The 19563-nt window shown below is 63.1% G+C and carries 17 protein-coding genes; 7 read left to right on the top strand and 10 right to left on the bottom strand.

Translation table 11 applies throughout. The features are described 5' to 3' along the window. Window positions 1–20: 20 nt before the first annotated feature. The 3 genes from JOE60_RS06685 to JOE60_RS06675 are packed head-to-tail and all read left to right on the top strand — an operon-like array spanning window position 21 to window position 3075. Entirely contained in the window at window positions 21–1223 is a 1203-nt protein-coding gene (locus JOE60_RS06685) for a Gfo/Idh/MocA family protein (RefSeq protein WP_167264845.1), read from the top strand. 8 nt (window positions 1224–1231) lie between these two features. Then, window positions 1232–1933, top strand: a complete 702-nt coding sequence (locus tag JOE60_RS06680) for a ThuA domain-containing protein (RefSeq protein ID WP_167264844.1) — start codon at window positions 1232–1234, stop codon at window positions 1931–1933. Further along, window positions 1918–3075, top strand: a complete 1158-nt coding sequence (locus tag JOE60_RS06675; protein ID WP_338112536.1) for a Gfo/Idh/MocA family protein — start codon at window positions 1918–1920, stop codon at window positions 3073–3075. Before JOE60_RS06680 ends, JOE60_RS06675 begins: the two co-directional genes overlap by 16 nt. Window positions 3076–3166: 91 nt before the next feature. Here the strand turns inward: JOE60_RS06675 and JOE60_RS06670 are convergent, their stop codons facing one another. Genes JOE60_RS06670 through JOE60_RS06640 form a run of 7 tightly spaced genes read right to left on the bottom strand, consistent with a single transcriptional unit; the run spans window position 3167 to window position 11072 of the window. Then, complete coding sequence (locus JOE60_RS06670; protein WP_239528829.1) at window positions 3167–4021, bottom strand: HpcH/HpaI aldolase/citrate lyase family protein; 855 nt, start codon at window positions 4019–4021, stop codon at window positions 3167–3169. 42 nt (window positions 4022–4063) lie between these two features. Then, on the bottom strand, window positions 4064–4549 hold the full coding sequence (locus JOE60_RS06665; protein ID WP_167264843.1) for a MaoC family dehydratase: 486 nt from the start codon (window positions 4547–4549) through the stop codon (window positions 4064–4066). Then, the gene (locus JOE60_RS06660; RefSeq protein WP_167264842.1) at window positions 4546–5298 is read right to left on the bottom strand and encodes a 3-oxoacid CoA-transferase subunit B; all 753 of its coding nucleotides are present in this window, start codon (window positions 5296–5298) and stop codon (window positions 4546–4548) included. Before JOE60_RS06660 ends, JOE60_RS06665 begins: the two co-directional genes overlap by 4 nt. A gap of 1 nt (window position 5299) precedes the next feature. Further along, window positions 5300–6076, bottom strand: a complete 777-nt coding sequence (locus tag JOE60_RS06655) for a CoA transferase subunit A (protein WP_167264841.1) — start codon at window positions 6074–6076, stop codon at window positions 5300–5302. 21 nt (window positions 6077–6097) lie between these two features. Beyond that, on the bottom strand, window positions 6098–7279 hold the full coding sequence (locus JOE60_RS06650) for an acyl-CoA dehydrogenase family protein (protein ID WP_167264840.1): 1182 nt from the start codon (window positions 7277–7279) through the stop codon (window positions 6098–6100). Then, window positions 7276–9459, bottom strand: coding sequence for an acetyl/propionyl/methylcrotonyl-CoA carboxylase subunit alpha (locus JOE60_RS06645; protein WP_167264839.1), 2184 nt, complete (start codon window positions 9457–9459; stop codon window positions 7276–7278). Before JOE60_RS06645 ends, JOE60_RS06650 begins: the two co-directional genes overlap by 4 nt. Before the next feature lie 2 nt (window positions 9460–9461). After that, on the bottom strand, window positions 9462–11072 hold the full coding sequence (locus JOE60_RS06640) for a carboxyl transferase domain-containing protein (protein WP_167264838.1): 1611 nt from the start codon (window positions 11070–11072) through the stop codon (window positions 9462–9464). A gap of 149 nt (window positions 11073–11221) precedes the next feature. Here JOE60_RS06640 and JOE60_RS06635 point away from each other — a divergent pair, with 149 nt between their 5' ends. The 3 genes from JOE60_RS06635 (at window position 11222) to JOE60_RS06625 (ending at window position 15109) form a co-directional block, all read left to right on the top strand. Continuing rightward, on the top strand, window positions 11222–11950 hold the full coding sequence (locus tag JOE60_RS06635; protein WP_167264837.1) for an SACE_7040 family transcriptional regulator: 729 nt from the start codon (window positions 11222–11224) through the stop codon (window positions 11948–11950). Between the two features lie 326 nt (window positions 11951–12276). Continuing rightward, window positions 12277–14031 (top strand): HNH endonuclease signature motif containing protein, encoded by a 1755-nt coding sequence (locus JOE60_RS06630; RefSeq protein ID WP_239528828.1) that lies wholly within the window; start codon window positions 12277–12279, stop codon window positions 14029–14031. Between the two features lie 205 nt (window positions 14032–14236). After that, complete coding sequence (locus tag JOE60_RS06625; protein ID WP_167264835.1) at window positions 14237–15109, top strand: NAD-dependent epimerase/dehydratase family protein; 873 nt, start codon at window positions 14237–14239, stop codon at window positions 15107–15109. Between the two features lie 89 nt (window positions 15110–15198). On the opposite strand, the gene JOE60_RS06620 is transcribed toward JOE60_RS06625, so the two are convergent. Genes JOE60_RS06620 through pdhA form a run of 3 tightly spaced genes read right to left on the bottom strand, consistent with a single transcriptional unit; the run spans window position 15199 to window position 18757 of the window. After that, window positions 15199–16581 carry a dihydrolipoamide acetyltransferase family protein gene (locus tag JOE60_RS06620; protein ID WP_167264834.1) on the bottom strand — a complete coding sequence of 461 codons (1383 nt, stop codon included), beginning with the start codon at window positions 16579–16581 and terminating at the stop codon, window positions 15199–15201. After that, a complete protein-coding gene (locus JOE60_RS06615) occupies window positions 16578–17588 on the bottom strand; it encodes an alpha-ketoacid dehydrogenase subunit beta (protein ID WP_167264833.1) in 1011 nt (336 codons plus the stop codon). The genes JOE60_RS06620 and JOE60_RS06615 overlap by 4 nt, the downstream gene beginning before the upstream one ends. Then, window positions 17588–18757 carry a pyruvate dehydrogenase (acetyl-transferring) E1 component subunit alpha gene (pdhA, locus tag JOE60_RS06610; protein ID WP_167264832.1) on the bottom strand — a complete coding sequence of 390 codons (1170 nt, stop codon included), beginning with the start codon at window positions 18755–18757 and terminating at the stop codon, window positions 17588–17590. The genes JOE60_RS06615 and pdhA overlap by 1 nt, the downstream gene beginning before the upstream one ends. Window positions 18758–18952: 195 nt before the next feature. Here pdhA and JOE60_RS06605 point away from each other — a divergent pair, with 195 nt between their 5' ends. Further along, window positions 18953–19423 (top strand): Lrp/AsnC family transcriptional regulator, encoded by a 471-nt coding sequence (locus JOE60_RS06605; protein WP_167264831.1) that lies wholly within the window; start codon window positions 18953–18955, stop codon window positions 19421–19423. The last annotated feature ends 140 nt before the right edge of the window (window positions 19424–19563 follow it).

Below are 19563 nucleotides of genomic sequence, written 5' to 3'. Positions count from 1 at the left end.
TGATACGAAAGGATTTTCTGATGACTGACCCCCAACCGCTTCGCGTGGGAATGGTGGGATATGCCTTCATGGGCGCCGCCCACTCCCATGCCTGGCGAACAGCACCGCGCTTCTTCGACCTTCCACTGGCTCCTGAGCTCACGGCCGTAGCCGGCAGGAACCAGGAAAGCGTCACGGCGGCCGCCCGCAAATACGGCTGGGAATCGACCGAAACTGACTGGCGGCGCCTGATTGAACGGGACGACATCGACCTGATCGATATCTGCACCCCCGGCAACACCCACGCGGAGATTGCCATCGCTGCGCTGGAAGCCGGCAAGCACGTCCTGTGCGAGAAGCCACTGGCGAACTCCGTTGAGGAGGCCGAAAAGATGACGGCGGTGGCGCAGGCAGCGGCCGGGCGGGGCGTCCTGTCCATGTGTGGTTTCAGCTACCGCCGCACTCCTGCCCTGGCCCTGGCCAAACGGATGGTGGATGACGGCCGCCTCGGTACCCTCCGCCATGTCCGTGCCCAGTACCTCCAGGACTGGCTCAGCGATGCCGATGCACCGCTGACCTGGCGCATGGATAAATCCTTGTCGGGATCCGGCTCCCTGGGGGACATCGGCGCCCACAGCATCGACGCCGCCCAGTGGATCACCGGCTTGAACATCACCGGGGTCTCAGCGCTGCTGGAAACATTCGTGAAGGAACGGCCCGTGGGTGGCGACTTTGTGGGACTCGGTGGCCGTGGCGGCTCCGACAGCCCGCGCGGTCCGGTCACCGTGGACGATGCCGCCCTGTTTACCGCCCGGTTTGAAGCGGCGGACGACGCCGGTGCTGACGCAACGTCAGGTCCGATCGGCATCTTTGAGGCCACCCGCTTTGCCCTGGGGCGCAAGAATGCCATGCGCTTGGAACTGAATGGGACCAAGGGATCAATCGCCTTCGATTTCGAGGACATGAATTCGCTCCAGTTCTACGATGCTGCGTTGGAGCCGGACGCCGGGTTCCGCAAAATCATGGTCACCGAACCATCGCACCCTTACACGGGCAACTGGTGGCCCACCGGTCACGGCCTGGGCTATGAGCACGGGTTCACGCATCAGGTGGTGGACCTGGTGACGGCCATCGGCGCCGGGGAGCAGCCCACGCCGTCGTTCGCTGACGCTTTGCAGGTACAGAAAGTACTGGCCGCCGTGGAGGCCAGTGCCGAGAACTCATCCCACTGGCAGAAAGTCTGAAGGAAAACATGACAAGCAACAACAAGACCGCACTGGTGGTCCGCGGCGGTTGGGACGGACACCAACCGATCGAAGCCACTGACCTGTTCCTGCCCTACCTGCGCGGGAATGGCTATGACGTCCGGGTTGAGGAGTCACCCAAGATCTACGCTGACGCCGAGTACATGGCCGGCGTGGACCTGATCGTTCAGTGCATGACCATGACCACCATCGAAAAGGACGAGTTCGAGGGGCTCCGCACCGCCGTCGAAAATGGCACGGGACTGGCAGGCTGGCACGGCGGGATCGCCGACTCATACCGCAACAACTCGGACTACCTGCACCTGATCGGCGGGCAGTTTGCCTGCCACCCCGGCAAGCATCCCGATGAGAGGACCGGGGAACAGTCGGACAACTACGTCCCGTACGCCGTGAACATGCTGCCTGCCGCCGCACACCATCCCATCACGGAAGGAATCGCGGACTTCGCACTTGTCACGGAACAATATTGGGTGCTGTCCGACGATTATGTCGATGTCCTGGCCACCACCACCCAGAAGGTCCGCGAATGGGACCCGTGGAACCGCGAAGTGACATCACCGGCCATCTGGACCCGGCAATGGGGCAAGGGCAGGATCTTTGTTTGCACCCCCGGCCACCGGGTGGAGATCCTCGAGGAAACCAACGTACGCACCATCATTGAAAGGGGAATGCTGTGGGCTTCCCGCTGAACCCGGCATCACCACAGGATCCGTCCGCCCCGATCAACGTCGGAATCATCGGCTGTGGCGCCATCATCGCCCAGTACCTCACCAATTTCCGTCGGCTGGATGCGATCAACCTCGTAGCCGTCGCGGACCTGGATCCGGTGCGGGCGCAGGCCGTTGCCGATTCCTGCGACGGCGTCCGCGCCATGTCCGTGGAGGGGCTTCTGGCCGACGACGACGTGGACCTCGTCCTGAACCTCACCATCCCGGCCGCCCATGCGGAGATCGCGCTGAAGGCCATAGCTGCGGGCAAGTCCGTGTATGGCGAGAAGCCATTGGCTGCCACCACCAAAGAAGCAGAAGAAGTACTCGCTGCTGCGGCCAAAGCCGGTGTGGTGGTGGGATGCGCACCCGACACTGTCCTGGGCACCGGAATCCAGACAGCCAGGAAAGCGATCGACGACGGTCTGATCGGCTCCCCCGTCTCTGCCACGGCCACCATGGCCACTCCGGGCCATGAACGCTGGCACCCCAACCCGGACTTCTACTACCAGCCCGGTGGTGGACCGCTCCTGGACATGGGGCCCTACTACGTTTCGGCCCTGGTCACCCTGCTGGGACCCGTAGTGTCCGTGGTGGGCGCTGCCAGCCACACCCGCACCGAGCGCACCATCGGCTCGGGCCCGCGTGAAGGACAAGCGGTTCCCGTGGACATCGACTCCCATGTCACCGGGGTCCTGGTGCACGCCTCGGGTGCGCTGTCCACCCTGTTCATGAGTTTCGATGCCGTGAAGACCAAGAGCCCCAACATCGAAATCCATGGCGAGAAGGGTTCGCTGATTGTTCCGGACCCCAACCATTTCGACGGCGATGTCGAGTTGTTCGCCCTCGGCGCCGAGGACTGGGAGACCCTCCCGGTCTCTGCCGGCTACGTGGAGTCCGGACGCGGATTCGGGATTGCCGACCTGGCAGCGACTCCCGCAGGGCAGGAACCGCGGGCCGGTGGAAAACTGGCCTTCCACGCACTGGAGGTCATGGAATCCGTCCTGGAATCAGCCCGCACGGGACAGGCCTTGGCTATCAAAAGCACTGTTGAGCGGCCAAGCACCGTTGAGTTGACGGAGCTGGGCCGTCCGGCTGAACTCCCGACGGCGGCCCGCGCCTAACGCCCGGAACACCCGCCTGCCCCGCCCGGATGGCAGTGGATGGCAATGCAACTCCGGCGTCTCAAGGCGGCCGGAGCATTGCCATCTACTGTCATGTGGCGGAGGTTTTGGCCCGGCGGAGCGTCGCCTCGGCATGTTTGAGGATGGGGCCATCGATCATCTTGCCCTTGAATTGGAAGACCCCTGATCCGGCCGCGGCCGCCGCTTCCAGGAGTTCGCTTGCGTCGGTCACCGCCTCGGGAGCCGGCGCGTAGGCCTCCCGTACCACCGCCACCTGGTTCGGGTGGATGCACGCTTTGGCACCGAATCCGCTGGCCACCGCGTCCAGGGATTCATGCTTCAGACCGTCAAGATCCGGGATGTTCACGTACACCGAATCAATGGCCTCCTTGCCTGCGGCCTTGGCGGCGAGCAGCACAGCGGACCGTGAATGCAAAGCGACAGCCCGGTACGCGCCGTCGTCGTTCCTGCTGGAAAGCCCGCCGAGGGAGGCAAGCAGGTCCTCCGCACCCCACATAAGGCACACCACGTTGGGTTCGGCGGCAATCGCGGAAGCGTTGACAATGCCGGCGGCAGTCTCGCACAGCGCGATCACGTCATAGCCCGCCAAGGAACCCAGCTGCTCCGCGCGTTCAGCTTTGGCCAGCATCACAGTGCGGTAGGGCGTTGCGGCCAGGGCTTCCAGGTCTGCCTCAAACTCCGGTGTGCCCACCGGGTTGACGCGGACAATTGTTCTTGCAGGATCCAGGCGCTCCCCGTCCGGCTGCTCGATGATCGCGGTGCGGGCGCGGGACTTGTCGGCCGGAGCTACTGCGTCTTCGAGGTCCAGGATCACGGCATCCGCACGGTGTGCCGCCTTCCCGAAACGCTCGGGCCTGTCGGCCGGGCAGAACAACAGGGCCGGGCCCATGGTAAAGGGAGAAGGCATGGTAAAGGGAGTAGACATGTGTTACCTCACTGCTGGGGTGTGGGTGGCGGGAAGCGGACGTCAGGACTGCGCGGCGTGCGCTTCCTTGGTCCACATCAGGCAGGTCCGGGTGGCCAGTGCCACCACTGCCCCGTCCTGGTTCCGGCCCGTATGCTGCATGGTCACCACGCCCTGGCCGGGGCGGGACGATGACAGCCTCCTGGAGGTGACCACTGTTTCCGTGTACAGCGTATCGCCGTGATACAGGGGATGCGGAAAGGTGACGTCGGTCATCCCCAACTGCGCGATGATGGTCCCTTGCGTCAATTGGGTGACGGACTGCCCCACCATGGTGGACAGGGTAAACATGGAGTTCATTAGGCGTTGGCCGAACGGCTGCGTGGCGCTCCATGCTGCATCCAGATGAAGGGCCTGGGTGTTCATGGTCAGGGTGGTGAAGAGGACGTTGTCCGTTTCCGTGACTGTACGTCCGGGCCTGTGAGCGTACACCACGTCTTCTTCGAGTTCGTCGAAGTACAGTCCCCTTTGTTCCACCACGCGGGTCATACGGTGAGCTCCTGGTCTTCTTCGAACAACTCGGCGCCGGTTGCGGACAGGACGTCGTCGAGGGTGACATTGGGGGCCAGTTCGCGGAGCACCAGGCGGGGATCACCCTGGTCCCTGACCACGTCGATCACCGCCAAATCGGTAATGATGCGGTCCACGCACCCCTTGCCGGTGAGCGGAAGCGTGCAGTCCTGGACGATCTTGGGCCTGCCGTTCCGGTCCACGTGCTCCATCATCACAATCACCTTCTTGGCCCCGAACACCAGGTCCATGGCTCCACCCATGCCCTTGACCATCTTGCCGGGAATCATCCAGTTGGCGAGGTCGCCGTTGGCAGCGACCTCCATGGCTCCCAACACCGCCACGTCAACGTGTCCGCCGCGGATCATGCCGAACGAGGCCGCCGAATCGAAGAACGCTGCGCCGGCGTTGGTAGTCACCGTTTCCTTGCCGGCATTGATCAGGTCGGGGTCCACCTGGTCCTCCGCAGGGTATGGACCAACACCCAGGATGCCATTTTCCGAGTGCAGGATGACCTCCACCCCGTCCGGGATGTAGTTGGGAATCAACGTGGGCATGCCAATCCCCAGGTTCACGTATTGTCCGTTGGTCAGTTCCCTGGCCACGCGCGCTGCCAGTTCGTTGCGGGTCCAGCCTTTGGCCTCATGATGTTCGACGTCGGCACGCCGGTATTCGTGCCGCACGGCTTCGGGGCGGGGCGGAACATCGTGGTAGCTGTTGTCGGTCACGTCAGGCTCCTGCCGGGGTGGGGGACGATGCGAGGGAGACGGTCCGTTTCTCAATGCGTTTCTCGTTGGACGGCGTCACCACCACCCGCTGCACGAAGATACCGGGCGTGTGGATGTGCTCGGGATCGAGCTCGCCGGGTTCCACCAGCTCCTCCACTTCGGCGATGGTGGTCTTGGCCGCCATGGCGCAGAGGGGGTTGAAGTTCATGGCCGTCGCGTGGAAAACCAGGTTCCCGTGGCGGTCGCCCTTCCACGCATGGACCAGGCCGAAGTCCGGGGTCAGGGACTCTTCCAGAACGTAGTCGGCATCGTTGAAGGTTCGCACCTCTTTCGGCGAGGAGGCCAGCGCAACGTTCCCCTCGGCGTCGTACTTCTGCGGGAGGCCGCCTTCGGACACCTGGGTTCCCACGCCGGCTTTGGTATAGAACGCAGGAATGCCGGCGCCACCGGCGCGAAGCTTCTCAGCCAGGGTGCCCTGCGGGGTGAGGACCACTTCCAACTCCCCCGCAAGGTACTGCCGTGCGAATTCCTTGTTCTCGCCCACATATGAGCTGATGGTTCGTCGGATGCGACCGTCCCTCAACAGGATTCCCAGGCCCCAGTCATCCACACCGCAGTTGTTGCTGACGGTTTCCAGATCCGTGGTTCCCTGGCCGTGCAGGGCATTGATCAGGGAGACCGGGATGCCGCAGAGGCCGAAGCCCCCAACAGCCAGCGAGGCTCCGTCCGGGATGTCCTTGACCGCTTCCGCGGCGCTGGCAACAACCTTGTCAATCATCCTTGATCCTTCCCAGTACGGTTACAGACCCAACTCGCGGGCGATGAGCATCAGCTGGACCTCGGTGGTGCCCTCGCCTACTTCAAGGATCTTGGAGTCGCGGTAATGCCGCGCCACCGTGAACTCGTTGATGAAGCCGTACCCGCCGAACACCTGGGTGGCGTCCCGCGCGTTATCCATGGCTGCCTCGCCTGCGACCATCTTAGCGATGGCCGCTTCCGTCTTGAACGGCTTCCCGGCCAGCATCCTTGAGGCGGCATCGTAGTAGGCAAGGCGGGCGGTGTGGGCCCTTGCCTGCATGCGGGCGATCTTGAACTGGATGGCCTGGTACTTGCCGATGTTCTGTCCGAATGCGCTGCGTTCCTTGGCATACTGCACGGACAAATCCACGCACCCTTGGGCCGCTCCCGTGGCCAGCGCTGCGATGGCGATACGTCCCTCGTCAAGGATCGAGAGGAAGTTGGCGTAACCCCGGCCGCGCTCGCCCAGGAGGTTGGCTTCAGGGACATGGACGTTGTCCAGAGTGAGGGGGTGGGTGTCGGAGGCGTTCCACCCCACCTTGTTGTAGGGCTTTTCGGCGGTGAATCCGGGGGTTCCGGCGGGGACCAGGATGGTGGAAATTTCCTTCTTGGTGCTGCCGTCCGCCTTCTCCTGGGTGCCGGTGACCGCCGTGACTGTGACCAGGGTGGTGATGTCGGTTCCGGAGTTGGTGATGAACTCCTTGTTGCCGTTGATGACCCACTCGCCGCCCTCCAGCTTGGCGTGCGTCTTGGTACCACCGGCATCAGAACCGGCTTCACGCTCGGTGAGCCCGAATCCCGCCAAGGACTGTCCCGAGGCCAACTGCGGGAGCCACTGTTCCTTCTGGGCGTCCGTGCCGAATCGGTAGACGGGCATGGCTCCCAACGAAACACCGGCTTCGAGGGTGATGGCCACGGACTGATCAACCCGGCCCAGTTGCTCCAAGGCAAGCGCCAGTGCGAAATAATCCCCGCCCATCCCGCCGAATTCCTCCGGGAACGGCAGCCCAAAAAGGCCCATCTCCCCCATCTGCTTGACTACCTCGTACGGGAAGCTGTGCTCCTCGTCGTGCTTTGCCGAGACTGGTGCCACCACTTCGTCGGCGAACTCCCGCACAGAGTCGCTGAGGTCCTGGTACTCCTCTGTCAGTCCAAACGTGCCGTTCGATTCAAAAGTGCTCATGGCTGAACTTCCTTGTCTGTTTCAGCCGGCGCATCAGCAGCGTCGGCAACGTGAATGGTGGCGAGTACTTGGTCTGCTTTGACCAGATCGCCCGGTTTGCTGGTGAGGCGGACGGTCCCTGACACCGAGGCCACCAATTGGTGCTCCATTTTCATGGCCTCCACTGCAAGGAGCGCCTGGCCTTCTGTGACGTGTTCGCCGTCGGCAACGGACACGGAGACCACGGTCCCTGGCATCGGCGAGCGCACTTCGGGGTCAGCGGTTCCTTCCTCGCGCTGGATACCGGCGAGGACACGCCTGAGGCGTTCGGGGCGCGTCAGGACTTCCAGCCGGCAGGACCACCCGTCATTGCCGAGGAACAGGGATCCGTCGGCCACGGCCACCGCATAGGTGACCGAACCGTCGTCGAACGTCACCTCGATGCTGTCCGCGCTGCGGTCTGTCACGTGGGCCCGGTGGTGGGGACCGCCGTCGATACTGATGGCCAGCGGGTCGGAAGCCGTTCGCGACGCATGTGGCGGTCCACCGGGAGCCGTGACGGCGATCGTCGCGACCGTTCCGTCCGGGAGTCCCAGGGACGTGGTCCATGCGCCCGGCGCTCCTACCCGCCATGCGTCGGGAGCCGCCCAGGCATGGCCGGCCGGCGCGGACCCAGCCGTATGATGACCCGTCCGATCCAGCCACAGCGCGAGCGCTGCCGTCATCAGTTCCCGGGGGCCGGCGTGCCGGAAGTCCATGGCGGGAAGTTTCCGCTCGATCAGCCCGGTGTCGAGCTGGCCTGCACGGACCTCGAAGTCGTTGATCAACAGCCGAAGATACTCCACGTTGGTGTCCACGCCCAGCACCGTGTAGCGGCCCAGTGCAGCATCAAGGGTTTCCAACGCTGTGGTCCTGTCCGCTCCCCAGGCAATGACCTTGGCGAGCATGGGATCGTAGTCGCCGGTGATGTCCAGGCCGTCCACCAAGGCTGAGTCGATCCGGACGCCACCGTCCCGCGGCAGCTGCCCCGATAGCCCCGGGGTTGAGGGACCGTGTTCGGCCAGCGCCACAATCCGCCCCATGGAAGGCATGAAGTTCCGCTCGGGCACCTCCGCGTAAACGCGCGCCTCCACCGCATGGCCCATGAGTTCGACGTCGGACTGGGCGACGGTGAGCACCTCGCCGGCGGCGATCCTCACCTGCCATTGAACAAGGTCCACTCCCGTCACCAGCTCGGTGACAGGGTGTTCCACCTGCAGGCGGGTATTCATCTCCATGAAGAAGAACTCGTCCGGGTGCTCATCGGACACCAGGAATTCCACCGTTCCGGCTCCGCTGTAATTGACCGAGCGAGCCGCGTTGCAGGCGGCTTCGCCAATGCGGGCGCGGTGCACGGCACCATCCGGCATGGACTCGAACAGTGCCGAAGGAGCTTCCTCGATCACTTTCTGGTGCCGCCTCTGGAGGGAGCATTCCCGCTCGCCCAGGTGGATGACATTTCCGTGGTTGTCGGCGAGGACCTGCACTTCGATATGGCGTGGTGCGCGGATGAGGCGCTCCAGGAAGAGCGTGTCATCCCCGAACGCCGAGGCAGCCACCCGCCGGGCCGTCTGCAGCGTCCCGGCCATGTCTTCCAGCCGCTCCACCACATGCATGCCTTTGCCGCCGCCGCCGGCGGAGGGCTTGATGAGGAGGGGAAAGCCGACTCCGGGGGCGGCATCCATCAGGTCCTGGTCAGTGAGCCCGGGCTTGGCGATTCCGGGAACGCAAGGAACGCCATACGCCAGCACGTGGTTCTTGGAGCGGATCTTGTCACCCATCACCTCGATGGCGCCGATTCCCGGACCAATGAAGGTGATTCCCGCGGCGTCCAGGGCCTTGGCGAACTCCACATTCTCGGACAGGAATCCGTACCCCGGGTGGACCGCGTCCGCTCCACTGCGACGGCAGGCATCAATGATCGCGTCAATCTTCAGATAGCTCTCAGCGGGCGAGGTGCCACCGATGGCAACTGCGGTATCAGCGAGCGCCACATGCTTGGCGCCTCGATCGGCGTCCGAGTAGACGGCTACGGAGCGGATACCCATGGCCTTCAGGGTCCGGATGACGCGGCAGGCGATTTCCCCGCGGTTGGCAATGAGGACAGCGCCGAAAACGGGAACTGCCGTACCCGGCACTGTGGTGGTTGTGGACAGTGTCATGATCACATCCTGAAGAGGCCGAAAGATGTCTCCGGCAGTTGCTGGCGGGAGACGACGTCCAAGGCCATGCCCAGGACGCGGCGGGTATCGGCGGGATCGATGATGCCGTCATCCCACAGTCTTGCCGTGGAGTAATAGGGGCTCCCCTGGTCTTCGTACTGCTGTTTGATGGGAGCCTTGAACGCCTCTTCATCTTCTGCGGACCACACCTGGCCAGCAGCCTCATACTGATCGCGTTTGACCGTGGCGAGGACACTGGACGCCTGGTTTCCGCCCATGACCGAAATCCTGGCGGCAGGCCACATCCACAGGAAACGCGGTGAGTACGCGCGGCCGCACATGGAGTAGTTTCCGGCTCCGAAGGAACCGCCGATCACCACCGTCAGCTTGGGCACCCTGGCAGTTGCCACGGCTGTGACCATCTTGGCGCCGTTCTTGGCGATGCCGCCCTGCTCATAGTCTTTGCCCACCATGAAGCCGGACAGGTTCTGCAGGAAGACCAAGGGAATGCCGCGCTGATCGCAGAGCTCAATGAAGTGGGCGCCCTTCAGGGACGACTCGCTGAACAGCACGCCATTGTTGGCCACAATGCCTACCGGATGGCCGTGAAGGTGCGCGAAGCCCGTCACCAGCGTGGTGCCGTAGTTCTTTTTGAACTCGTGGAATTCTGAGCCGTCCACCAGCCTCGCGATGACTTCGCGGACGTCGTATTGTGCGTTGACGTCGGTGGGAACCACCCCGTAGAGATCGGAAGGGTCGACGGCGGGCGGAAGGACGACGTCGGACACGTCCCATGCCGGCTGCGCCGGCTGTGGCAACGTAGCCACGATGTCCCTGACGATTTCCAGCGCGTGTTGGTCGTTCTCGGCAAGGTGGTCCGTCACCCCGGAAATCCTGGAGTGAACGTCGCCGCCGCCCAGTTCCTCAGCGGTGACAACCTCGCCGATGGCCGCTTTCACCAACGGCGGGCCGCCAAGGAAAATAGTGCCTTTGTTCCGCACAATGACGGTCTCGTCACTCATCGCGGGCACGTAGGCGCCACCTGCCGTGCAGGAGCCCATGACCGACGCGATCTGCGGGATCTTTGCCGCGGACATCCTGGCCTGGTTGTAAAAAATCCGGCCAAAGTGTTCCTTGTCCGGAAACACCTCGTCCTGCTTGGGCAGGAACGCTCCACCGGAGTCCACCAAGTAGATGCAAGGAAGCCTGTTTTCCATGGCTATTTCCTGCGCCCTGAGATGCTTTTTCACGGTCATGGGATAGTAGGTGCCGCCCTTGACCGTGGCGTCATTGGAAATCACCAGGACGTGGCGCCCATGGACCAGCCCGATGCCTGCGATCACTCCGGCCCCGGGCGATTCGTCGTTGTACATGCCGTTCGCAGCCAAGGGCGCTATCTCCAGGAACGGGCTTCCCTCGTCCAGCAAGTAGTCGATGCGTTCCCTCGGAAGAAGCTTCCCGCGGCCAAGATGCCGTTCCCGCGACTTCGCCGGGCCCCCAAGGGCCGCCGTCGCCAACCGCTCCTTAAGCTCCTCCACCAGGGCGAGCTGGGCATCCTTGTTGACCTCGAAGGTGCCGGCAACGGCTCCTGTCAGGTTGGCAATTGTCTCCATCGACCCCTGTTCCTTCTCCGGCCACAGACCGTTTCGGTTAGTGCCACGTAACTGAAATTTAGGTTAGTGTTTATTAACTGTGATGTCCAGCACAGCGGGATCGATTCCCGCAGTCCCGCTTCGTGCGGACTGCGCATGAGGAGGAAAACATGACGGGCGGTCCGGAAACCAGCATCGACAGTTCGCGCGGTGAAGCTGGACAGCGCGGTGAAGCTGGACAGCGCGGTGAAGCCAGCGGTGAAGCTGCGCAGCGCGGTGAAGCCAGCGGTGAAGCTGCTCAGCGCGGTGCGGCGACGCAGCGCGGCCAAGCGAAAGAACAACGACGGCGGGCGATCCTCACCGCCGCGGCTGAACTCTTTGCTGAACACGGCTTCACCAGGGTGTCGCTTGAGGACCTTGGAGCTGCTGCGGGAGTCAGCGGTCCCGCGGTCTACCGTCACTTCCCAGGAAAGCAGGCCGTCCTTGCTGAACTGCTCCTCAGCGTCAGCAGGGACTTGCTGGAGGGCGGATTGCGTGTTGTGTCCGAGTCCGGGGATCCCCTCGCTGCGCTGAAAGGCCTGATCCATTTCCAGGTGGATTTTGCCCTAAGCAACCCGGACGTCATCCGCGTTCAGGACAGGGACTTCGGGAGCCTGAACGATCTGGACCAGGCAGAGGTCAGATCCCTGCAACGCAGTTATGTTGAGACGTGGGTGGATGTCCTGGGTCGGCTGCACCCGGGCGCTGACATCTCCGGACTCAGGGTGCGGGCCCATGCCGCCTTTGGGCTGATCAACTCCACTCCCCACTCGGTGCGGCATCACGGCCGGAGAATCGCCGTGAAGTCAGCCAGGCCCGTTCTTGAACACATGGCCTTGGCTGCGCTGACCTCTCCCTGAGGCTGACGTCGCCGTGAGGGTCTAAAAATGTCGGACCCCGGTGCCATGATCAGTTCATGGAAGATACAGGGCAGTTATCAGCAGCGGGACCGGCGTGGTCCCCCGCTGACGCAGCCTTGGCTGAATCGGCTTTGACTGGATTCGGCGCCCCACGTTCCGCGGGAAGTTCGCGTCAAGGTTCCGCGGGAAGTTCGTGTCAGGGTTCCGCGGGAAGTTCGTGTCAGGGTTCCGGCATTTCGCCGGTTGCCATCTCAGTCACGCATGGCTTCCGCGGCACCCGGCTTCTGGCGTTTCATGGCTCACGGGTTCCCGCCCACTTGGATAAGTTGACGCTCACTTCAGGGATCCCCGGCGCACCTCTGCAGTTGCCTTCGGCCAGCCGCACTGCCGTCACCGCCAACACTCCACCGTCCTTGGCCGCCCTTCTTGCCGGCAGCGCGGAACTCCTGGATGCCGCCCGGATGACGGCCGTAGGGCAGGCTCCGATGTTCGGCTTGGGTGAGGCTGCTGATTTCGCCGGCTCAGTAGAGGACATCTCGAGGGTTGTTGAATACCTGCAGCTGATCGCCGCCCGAGCCGTAGAGAACACCCGGATCCTGGCCCAGCTGAATCAGTCAGCCGCCGCATCGACTCCTCCGACGGCTTCCGCGTCCGGTACGGGCGGTTGGCTCACCGGCTGGACCGGTGGGACTGAGGAGCCCGGTGGTACTGATCTGACCGGTGGTACTGGGGGGATCGCGGCATCGACAGGGCCGGCAAGCGCCCCCACCACAGACGCAGCGTTGGCCTTGGATGACGGGTACCGGAACGCCGGAGAATTCCTTCGCGGGCGGTTGCGTATTTCCATCGTCGAAGCCCGGCGCCGGCTATCCCTCGCGTCCGATGTCCTCCCCACCCTCGGAATCGCCGGACAAGAGGTCCCGGCCCGGCGAAGCCACCTGGCAGATGCCTTGGCGACGGGCGCCATGCCTTCGCGGTCCGCCACCATCATTGGAGCCGGACTGGACAAGGTCCGTCTCCTGGCTGACCCGGATACCCTGTCCGGAATGGAGCACAACCTGGTCCGGACGGCGCTTGAATCGGATCCCGACTTTGTCGCCAAAATGACCAAGCGTTGGGTTGACGCGCTCGACCAGGACGGTCCGGAACCCTCAGAAGAGGCACTCCGGCAACTGCAGGGAGCATTCGTCCGCAATCGACGCCGCAACGGGCTCCACTACCTCGAAATCTTCGCCACCGCCGAGCAATTCGAAACCCTCACCACCGCCATGAACGTCGCCACCAACCCCCGGCTCACCCCCGCACCCGATGACACTGACACTGCTACTGACACTGCGGGCAGCACATCGGCGGGCAGCACATCGGCAGGCAACACTGCGGGCAACACCGCGGCAGGCAACACAGCAGCCGGCACCAGCGCCCCCGCCCCGGAACTGGACCGCCGGTCACGCGCCCAGAAACTCCTCGACGGACTCGTCGGAGCCTGCAGCCTCGCCATGGGCACCGGAAAACTCCCCGCCAACGGCGGACTCAAACCCCACGTCATGGTCACCATCGACCACCGCGACCTCCTCCACCACCTCACCCCCACCAACACAGGACAATCCAACACAGGACCCGCCAGCACAGAAACCGACAGCGACAGGCCCACCAGCACAGCAACCGCCACCTTCACCGGCCCGATCCACCCCAACACCATCCGCAAAATCGCCTGCGACGCCGACATCCTCCCCGTCCTCCTCGGCACCGGCTCCGAGATCCTGGACATCGGCCGCACCACCCGGATCTTCCCACCCCACATCCGCAAAGCCATCACCGCCCGCGACGGCGGCTGCACCTTCCCCGACTGCACCATGCCCGCACCCTGGTGCGAAGCACACCACATCACCTACTGGTCACAAGGGGGCACCACCGGAACACACAACGGCGCCCTCCTGTGCAGCCACCACCACCACCTCATCCACAAAGAACAATGGCGCATCGACATGACCACCGGCGCCCCCTGGTTCATCCCGCCACCACACATCGACCCCCACCAAACACCCCGACGAAACCACCACCACACCCCACTCAGAACCTAAACACCACCCACAACAACACCACCCACAACGCAGGCCCACCCACACCCAGACCCCGTTGTCCTAGGACTCACAGGGCCAGCTTCAGTGCGTGTTTTCTGCCTGCGCCGCGCCTAATGTGGAAAGTCGGGCCGGCACCAACACCAAATGTCACCAACTCCGGATGTGCCGGCGGCCTGCATCATCCAGCTACTACGAGGAGCACACCATGAAAATCGCAGTCACCGGCGGAAGCGGAAAACTGGGCAGGAATGTGGTCCGGAGACTGGAACACGACGGTCATGAGGTATTGAATATCGATCGTGACGGCAGCCGCGGCCCGGGCTTTGTCAGCGTCGACCTCCGCAATTACGGACATGTTGCTGATGTCATCATGGGCCTTGATGACCGGCACCAGGGATTGGACGCGATCGTACACCTGGCAGCCATTCCGGCTCCCGGTTTGGCACCGGACGCTGCAACATTTGAAAACAACATGGTGTCCACCTACAACGTCTTCCAGGCAGCACGTCGCGCAGGTATCAAAAAGGTGGTGTACGCCTCCAGTGAGACCGTGCTCGGACTGCCCTTCGACATCGACCCTCCCTACATCCCCGTGGACGAGGAATACACAGCCAGGCCGGAGAGCACCTATTCGCTGGTCAAACACTTGGAAGAACAAATGGCCATCCAGCTCACCCGCTGGGACCAGGACCTGAGCATCACCGCGCTCCGCTTTTCCAACGTCATGAATCCCGAGGACTACGAGGCTTTCCCGTCCTTCGACTCCGACGCGACTCTTAGGAAGTGGAACCTCTGGGGTTACATCGATGGCCGGGACGGCGCCTTGGCCGTCGTCAGGGCTTTGGAAAACGCAAAACCGGGTTTCGAGACGTTCATCATTGCCGCATCGGACACCGTGATGAGCCGAAGCAGCGCCGAGCTGGCCGCGGAAGTATTCCCCGGCGTCGAAATCCGCAAGGAACTGGGCCAGCACGAAACCATGCTTTCCATTGACAAGGCGCGCACGCTGTTGGGCTTCGAGCCCGAACACAGCTGGCGGGACTTCCATTCACTCCGGACCACGCCAACCGAAGACTGAAGGCTGCGCCCACAAACGCGCCGGCCCACCCCTTGGCTGCAGTTTCCTGCAAGCACTCGTCAAGGGATGGGCCGGCGCAGCTTGGGGGTCTAAATCATGGTGATGACCATGGCCGGGTCCGAGAGGATGGCCCCGAGGTCGGCAAGGAAACGCGACCCTTGCTCGCCATCAACCAACCTGTGGTCGAAGGACAGGCTGATGGACATCACCTGGCGGACCACGATCTGGTCATCCACCACCCAGGGTGCCTTGCGAACTGCGCCCAAGGCCACGATCGCCGCTTCACCCGGGTTCAGGATGGGCGTCCCGGCGTCAATGCCGAAAACTCCGATGTTGGTGATCGAGATGGTTCCGCCCGACAAGTCTGCGGGTGGGGTCTTGCCGGCGCGGGCGGTATCGGTGAGCTCAGTCAGGGCCGAGGAAATCCCACGCAGGGACAGCCCGTCCGCATCCTTGATGTTGGGAACGGTCAAACCCCGTGGTGTCGCTGCTGCGATGCCCAGATTGACGTAATTGAACTGGATGATCTCCTGCGCTGCTTCATCCCAGCGCGAGTTCAACGTGGGGTTGTTCCGAAGGGCGATCAGAACGGCCTTGGCAGCAACAGTGAGCGGCGTCAGCTTCAGGCCGTCGAAGGCTTTGCTGCCCTTGAGCCGTGCCAGCAGCTCCATGGTTGCCGTGACATCCACCGTGAGGAACTCGGTGACATGCGGCGCGGTGAAGGCACTTTGGACCATCGCTGCGGCCGTGAACTTCCGGACACCCTTAATGGGTGTCCGGGTTGTCCGCTCATTCTGAAGCCCGGAGACGGCCGCGCCGGAATCGTCCCGCGAGGCAGCTCCGAAACCCTGCACATCCTCCCGGGTGATCAGGCCACCGGGCCCGGTCCCGCGGACCTGGTGAAGATCAATCCCCCTGTCCCGGGCCAGTTTCCTGACCGGCGGAGTTGAGCGCGGACGCTCGGACACTGGCTCTTTTTCACTGGGCGGCACCTCTTCACTGGACGTCACCACGGGCGCTGTGGGAGCCTGCTCTCCCGCCACGCTGCCGCGGGCCCGGCGCGCTGGCCGTCCGTTGTGTTCAACCACCGCACCGTATCCCACCAGGTTCGGTTCCCTTTTGGCGGGTTGGGCACCGGATTTGGAACCGGCGGTTTCGGGCTCGACGGCGGTCGGGCCGCCGACGTCGGACGCCACGCCGGTGCGGTTAGCCGCCCCGGCGTCGTCCACCTCGAAGGAAACGATCGGTTTGCCTACCTCCACAACTGTGCCGGGCTGCTCGTGAAGTGCAGCCACGGTACCGGCGAAGGGCGAGGGCAGTTCCACTACGGCTTTCGCTGTTTCGACTTCGGCGATGACCTGGTTGAGGGTCACAGTGTCCCCCACGGCAACCTTCCAACTGAGGATCTCCGATTCCGTCAAGCCTTCGCCGAGGTCCGGCAACCTGAATTCCTTGATCATGGTGGCGGTCATCCTTCCAGTCCGCTCAGGGAGTTGCGGCGGCCCAGCGCTCGGTCCACGCCGTCAAGAATCCTGTCCAGATCCGGCAGATGGTGCATTTCGAGCTTCGAGTACGGGTACGGAACGTCGAAACCCGTGATCCGTACCGGGGCGGACTCCAGGTAGTTGAAGCAGCGTTCCGTGATGCTGGCAGCAATCTCCGCACCGAGCCCACCTGATTGCCCGGCTTCGTGGGTGATCACCAGGCGCCCGGTCTTGCGGACCGATGCTTCCACCACCGGATAATCCACCGGTGACAGCGAGCGCAGGTCAATTACCTCCACGGAAATGCCTTCGTCCGCAGCGGCGGTTGCAGCGTCCTTGGCCGTTTTGACCAGTGGACCATACGCGACCAAAGTGACGTCGGATCCGGTGGTGACAACAGCAGCCTTGTCCAGCGGAAGTGCGCTGGAGAGATCCCTAGCCTCATCCACATCGCCCTTGTCGTGATATCGGCGCTTCGGCTCGAAGTAGAGCACCGGATCATCCGAGGCGATGGCTTGCTGAATCATGGTGTAGGCGTCCTGTGGGTTGGACACCGCCACCACCCGTAGGCCTGATGTGTGGGTGAAATACGCCTCCGGCGATTCGGAGTGATGCTCCGGGGATCCAATGCCTCCACCGAACGGGACACGGATGGTGATGGGCATTTTCACCCTGCCCTGCGTCCGGTAGTGCATCTTCGCCACTTGGCTGACAATCTGGTCGAAGGCGGGGTAAATGAAGCCGTCGAACTGGATTTCGCAGACGGGCCGGTAGCCACGGTAGGCCAGGCCCACCGCAGTACCGATGATCCCGGACTCCGCCAGCGGGGAATCGATGACTCTGTGCTTGCCGAAGTCTTTCTGCAAGCCGTCGGTAACGCGGAAAACGCCACCCAGGGCTCCGATGTCTTCGCCCATCAATACCACTTTGGGGTCGCTTTCCAGGGACTTGCGGAGGCCTGCATTGATGGCGCGGGCGAAAGTAAGTTTGGACATCAGAGTGCGCCTTCCACGACGGATCCATTGAAACTGTTCAGGTAGCGCGAGTAGTGGTCCTTCTGGCGTTCAATCCAGGGGTTGGGCGTGCTGTACACGTGGTTGAAGACGTCCAACGGTTCAGGGTCCGGCATGGTGGTGCAGCTGGACCGTAGTTCCGCAGCTACTGCATCCGCTTTGGCTTTTACGGCTGCCTCAACATCAGCAGTGAGGAGGCCCTTGGCTTCCATCAGCTTCCGGAGCCTGAGGATGGGATCCTTGGCCGCCCAGTCCTCCAACTCGATGGGATCCCGGTACCGGGTGGGATCGTCCGCCGTGGTGTGGGGACCCATTCTGTACGTGACGGCCTCGATGAAGGTGGGGCCTCCACCATTCCGGGCACGGTCCAAAGCGGCGCGGGTTGCAGCCATCACAGCCAGGACATCGTTTCCGTCCACACGCATGCTGGGAATTCCGAAACCATTGGGCCTGTCGGCCAATTGAACGTGGGACTGCACCCGAACAGGCTCGGAAATGGCCCAGTGATTGTTTTGGCAGAAGAACACCACGGGAGCCTGGTAGCTGGCGGCGAAAACCATGGCTTCGTTCACGTCGCCTTCACTGGTTGCACCGTCACCGAAGTAGGCCATCACAGCGGTGCTGGCTCCATCCAGTTGCACTCCCATGGCGTAGCCGGTGGCGTGCAGGCTCTGGGACCCGATGATGATCTGCGGCGTGGCCAGATTGATCCGTTGCGGATCCCAACCGTAGGACGCATTACCGCGCCAGACCCTGGCGATCTCGGAGAGGTGGGCGCCTCGAACATATGCCACTCCGCTTTCCCGGTAGCTGGGAAAAACGAAGTCATCATCGTGCAGGGACCGGCTTGAGCCGATCTGGGAGGCCTCCTGGCCCAGCAGCGGGGGCCACAACGCCAGTTCTCCTTGACGTTGGAGGGCTGTGGCTTCAGTGTCTATACGACGGATGACCGTCATGTCTTCGTACAGCGAGCACAACTGCTCATCACCGACGTCCTTGACCCAGACGTCGAATTCGGGGTGGCTGATGCGCTCACCCTCAGGCGACAGCAGTTGCAGCAGATTGCCGCCGGTACGAAGGGACTGGTGTGCACTTTGTTCCGGGCCCGGAGTGTGGTTCTGCACTCCCCAGCCCGCCTGATCCGTCAACACAGGTGATCGCGACCTTCCGGTTCGGTCCTGCCGGCGCCAACAGGACTCGTGATCCCGCCGTTGACCGGCCCTCCGGCACCTTCGCCGGAGTTATTTGTGACCCTACTCACAAGATGCAACAGGTACAACTGGCCGTGCATAAATTGAGCATTCTGCTCTGCCAGGAGTCCTCAGCCCGTGCTAATCTTGCGCATTATGCAACCCTTGGATGGCACTGATACCCGTCTCCTCTCGGCCATGGCCAAGGATCCTCGAGGCACCGTGGTGGCCCTGGCGCAGAAACTGGGTCTGTCCCGCAATACCGTTCAGGCACGCATGGCCCAGCTGGAAAAGAAACATGCCTTCCTGTCCTTTGAGCGTCGCATCAATCCGGCCGCTTTGGGCTATCCGCTGACTGCCTTCATTACCGTCCACGTCCAGCAGCAAAAGCTGGCCTCTCTGGCCAAGGACCTGGCCGGCATCCCCGAGATCCTGGAAGGCTTCGGGTTGACCGGCTCGGCTGATCTGCTGCTCAGGGTTGTGGCGCTGGACGCCGAGGACCTTTACAGGATCAACGGCAAAATCCTGGGCTGCGACGGAGTGGAGCGAACCGATACGGCCCTGGCCATGCGGGAAATGATCCCTTACCGGGTGCAGCCGTTGTTGGGGCGGCGCTCCGAGGCCTGAGTTGCCGCGGCGCGTAGTTGTCAGGCTGTACAGGAACCCGCAGATACGATGTGATTCAAGAGGACGATCCGGGGGCCGTCCAGAGGTTCCCGGCCAGGTGGTGGCACAACTGCTCGCCAGCGAGCAATATGTGGCTATCG

Source organism: Paenarthrobacter ilicis, assembly GCF_016907545.1.
GTDB classification, from domain to species: domain Bacteria; phylum Actinomycetota; class Actinomycetes; order Actinomycetales; family Micrococcaceae; genus Arthrobacter; species Arthrobacter ilicis.
The sequence above is the reverse complement of the archived record's forward strand: the minus strand, read 5'-3'. Positions and strand labels throughout refer to the sequence as shown.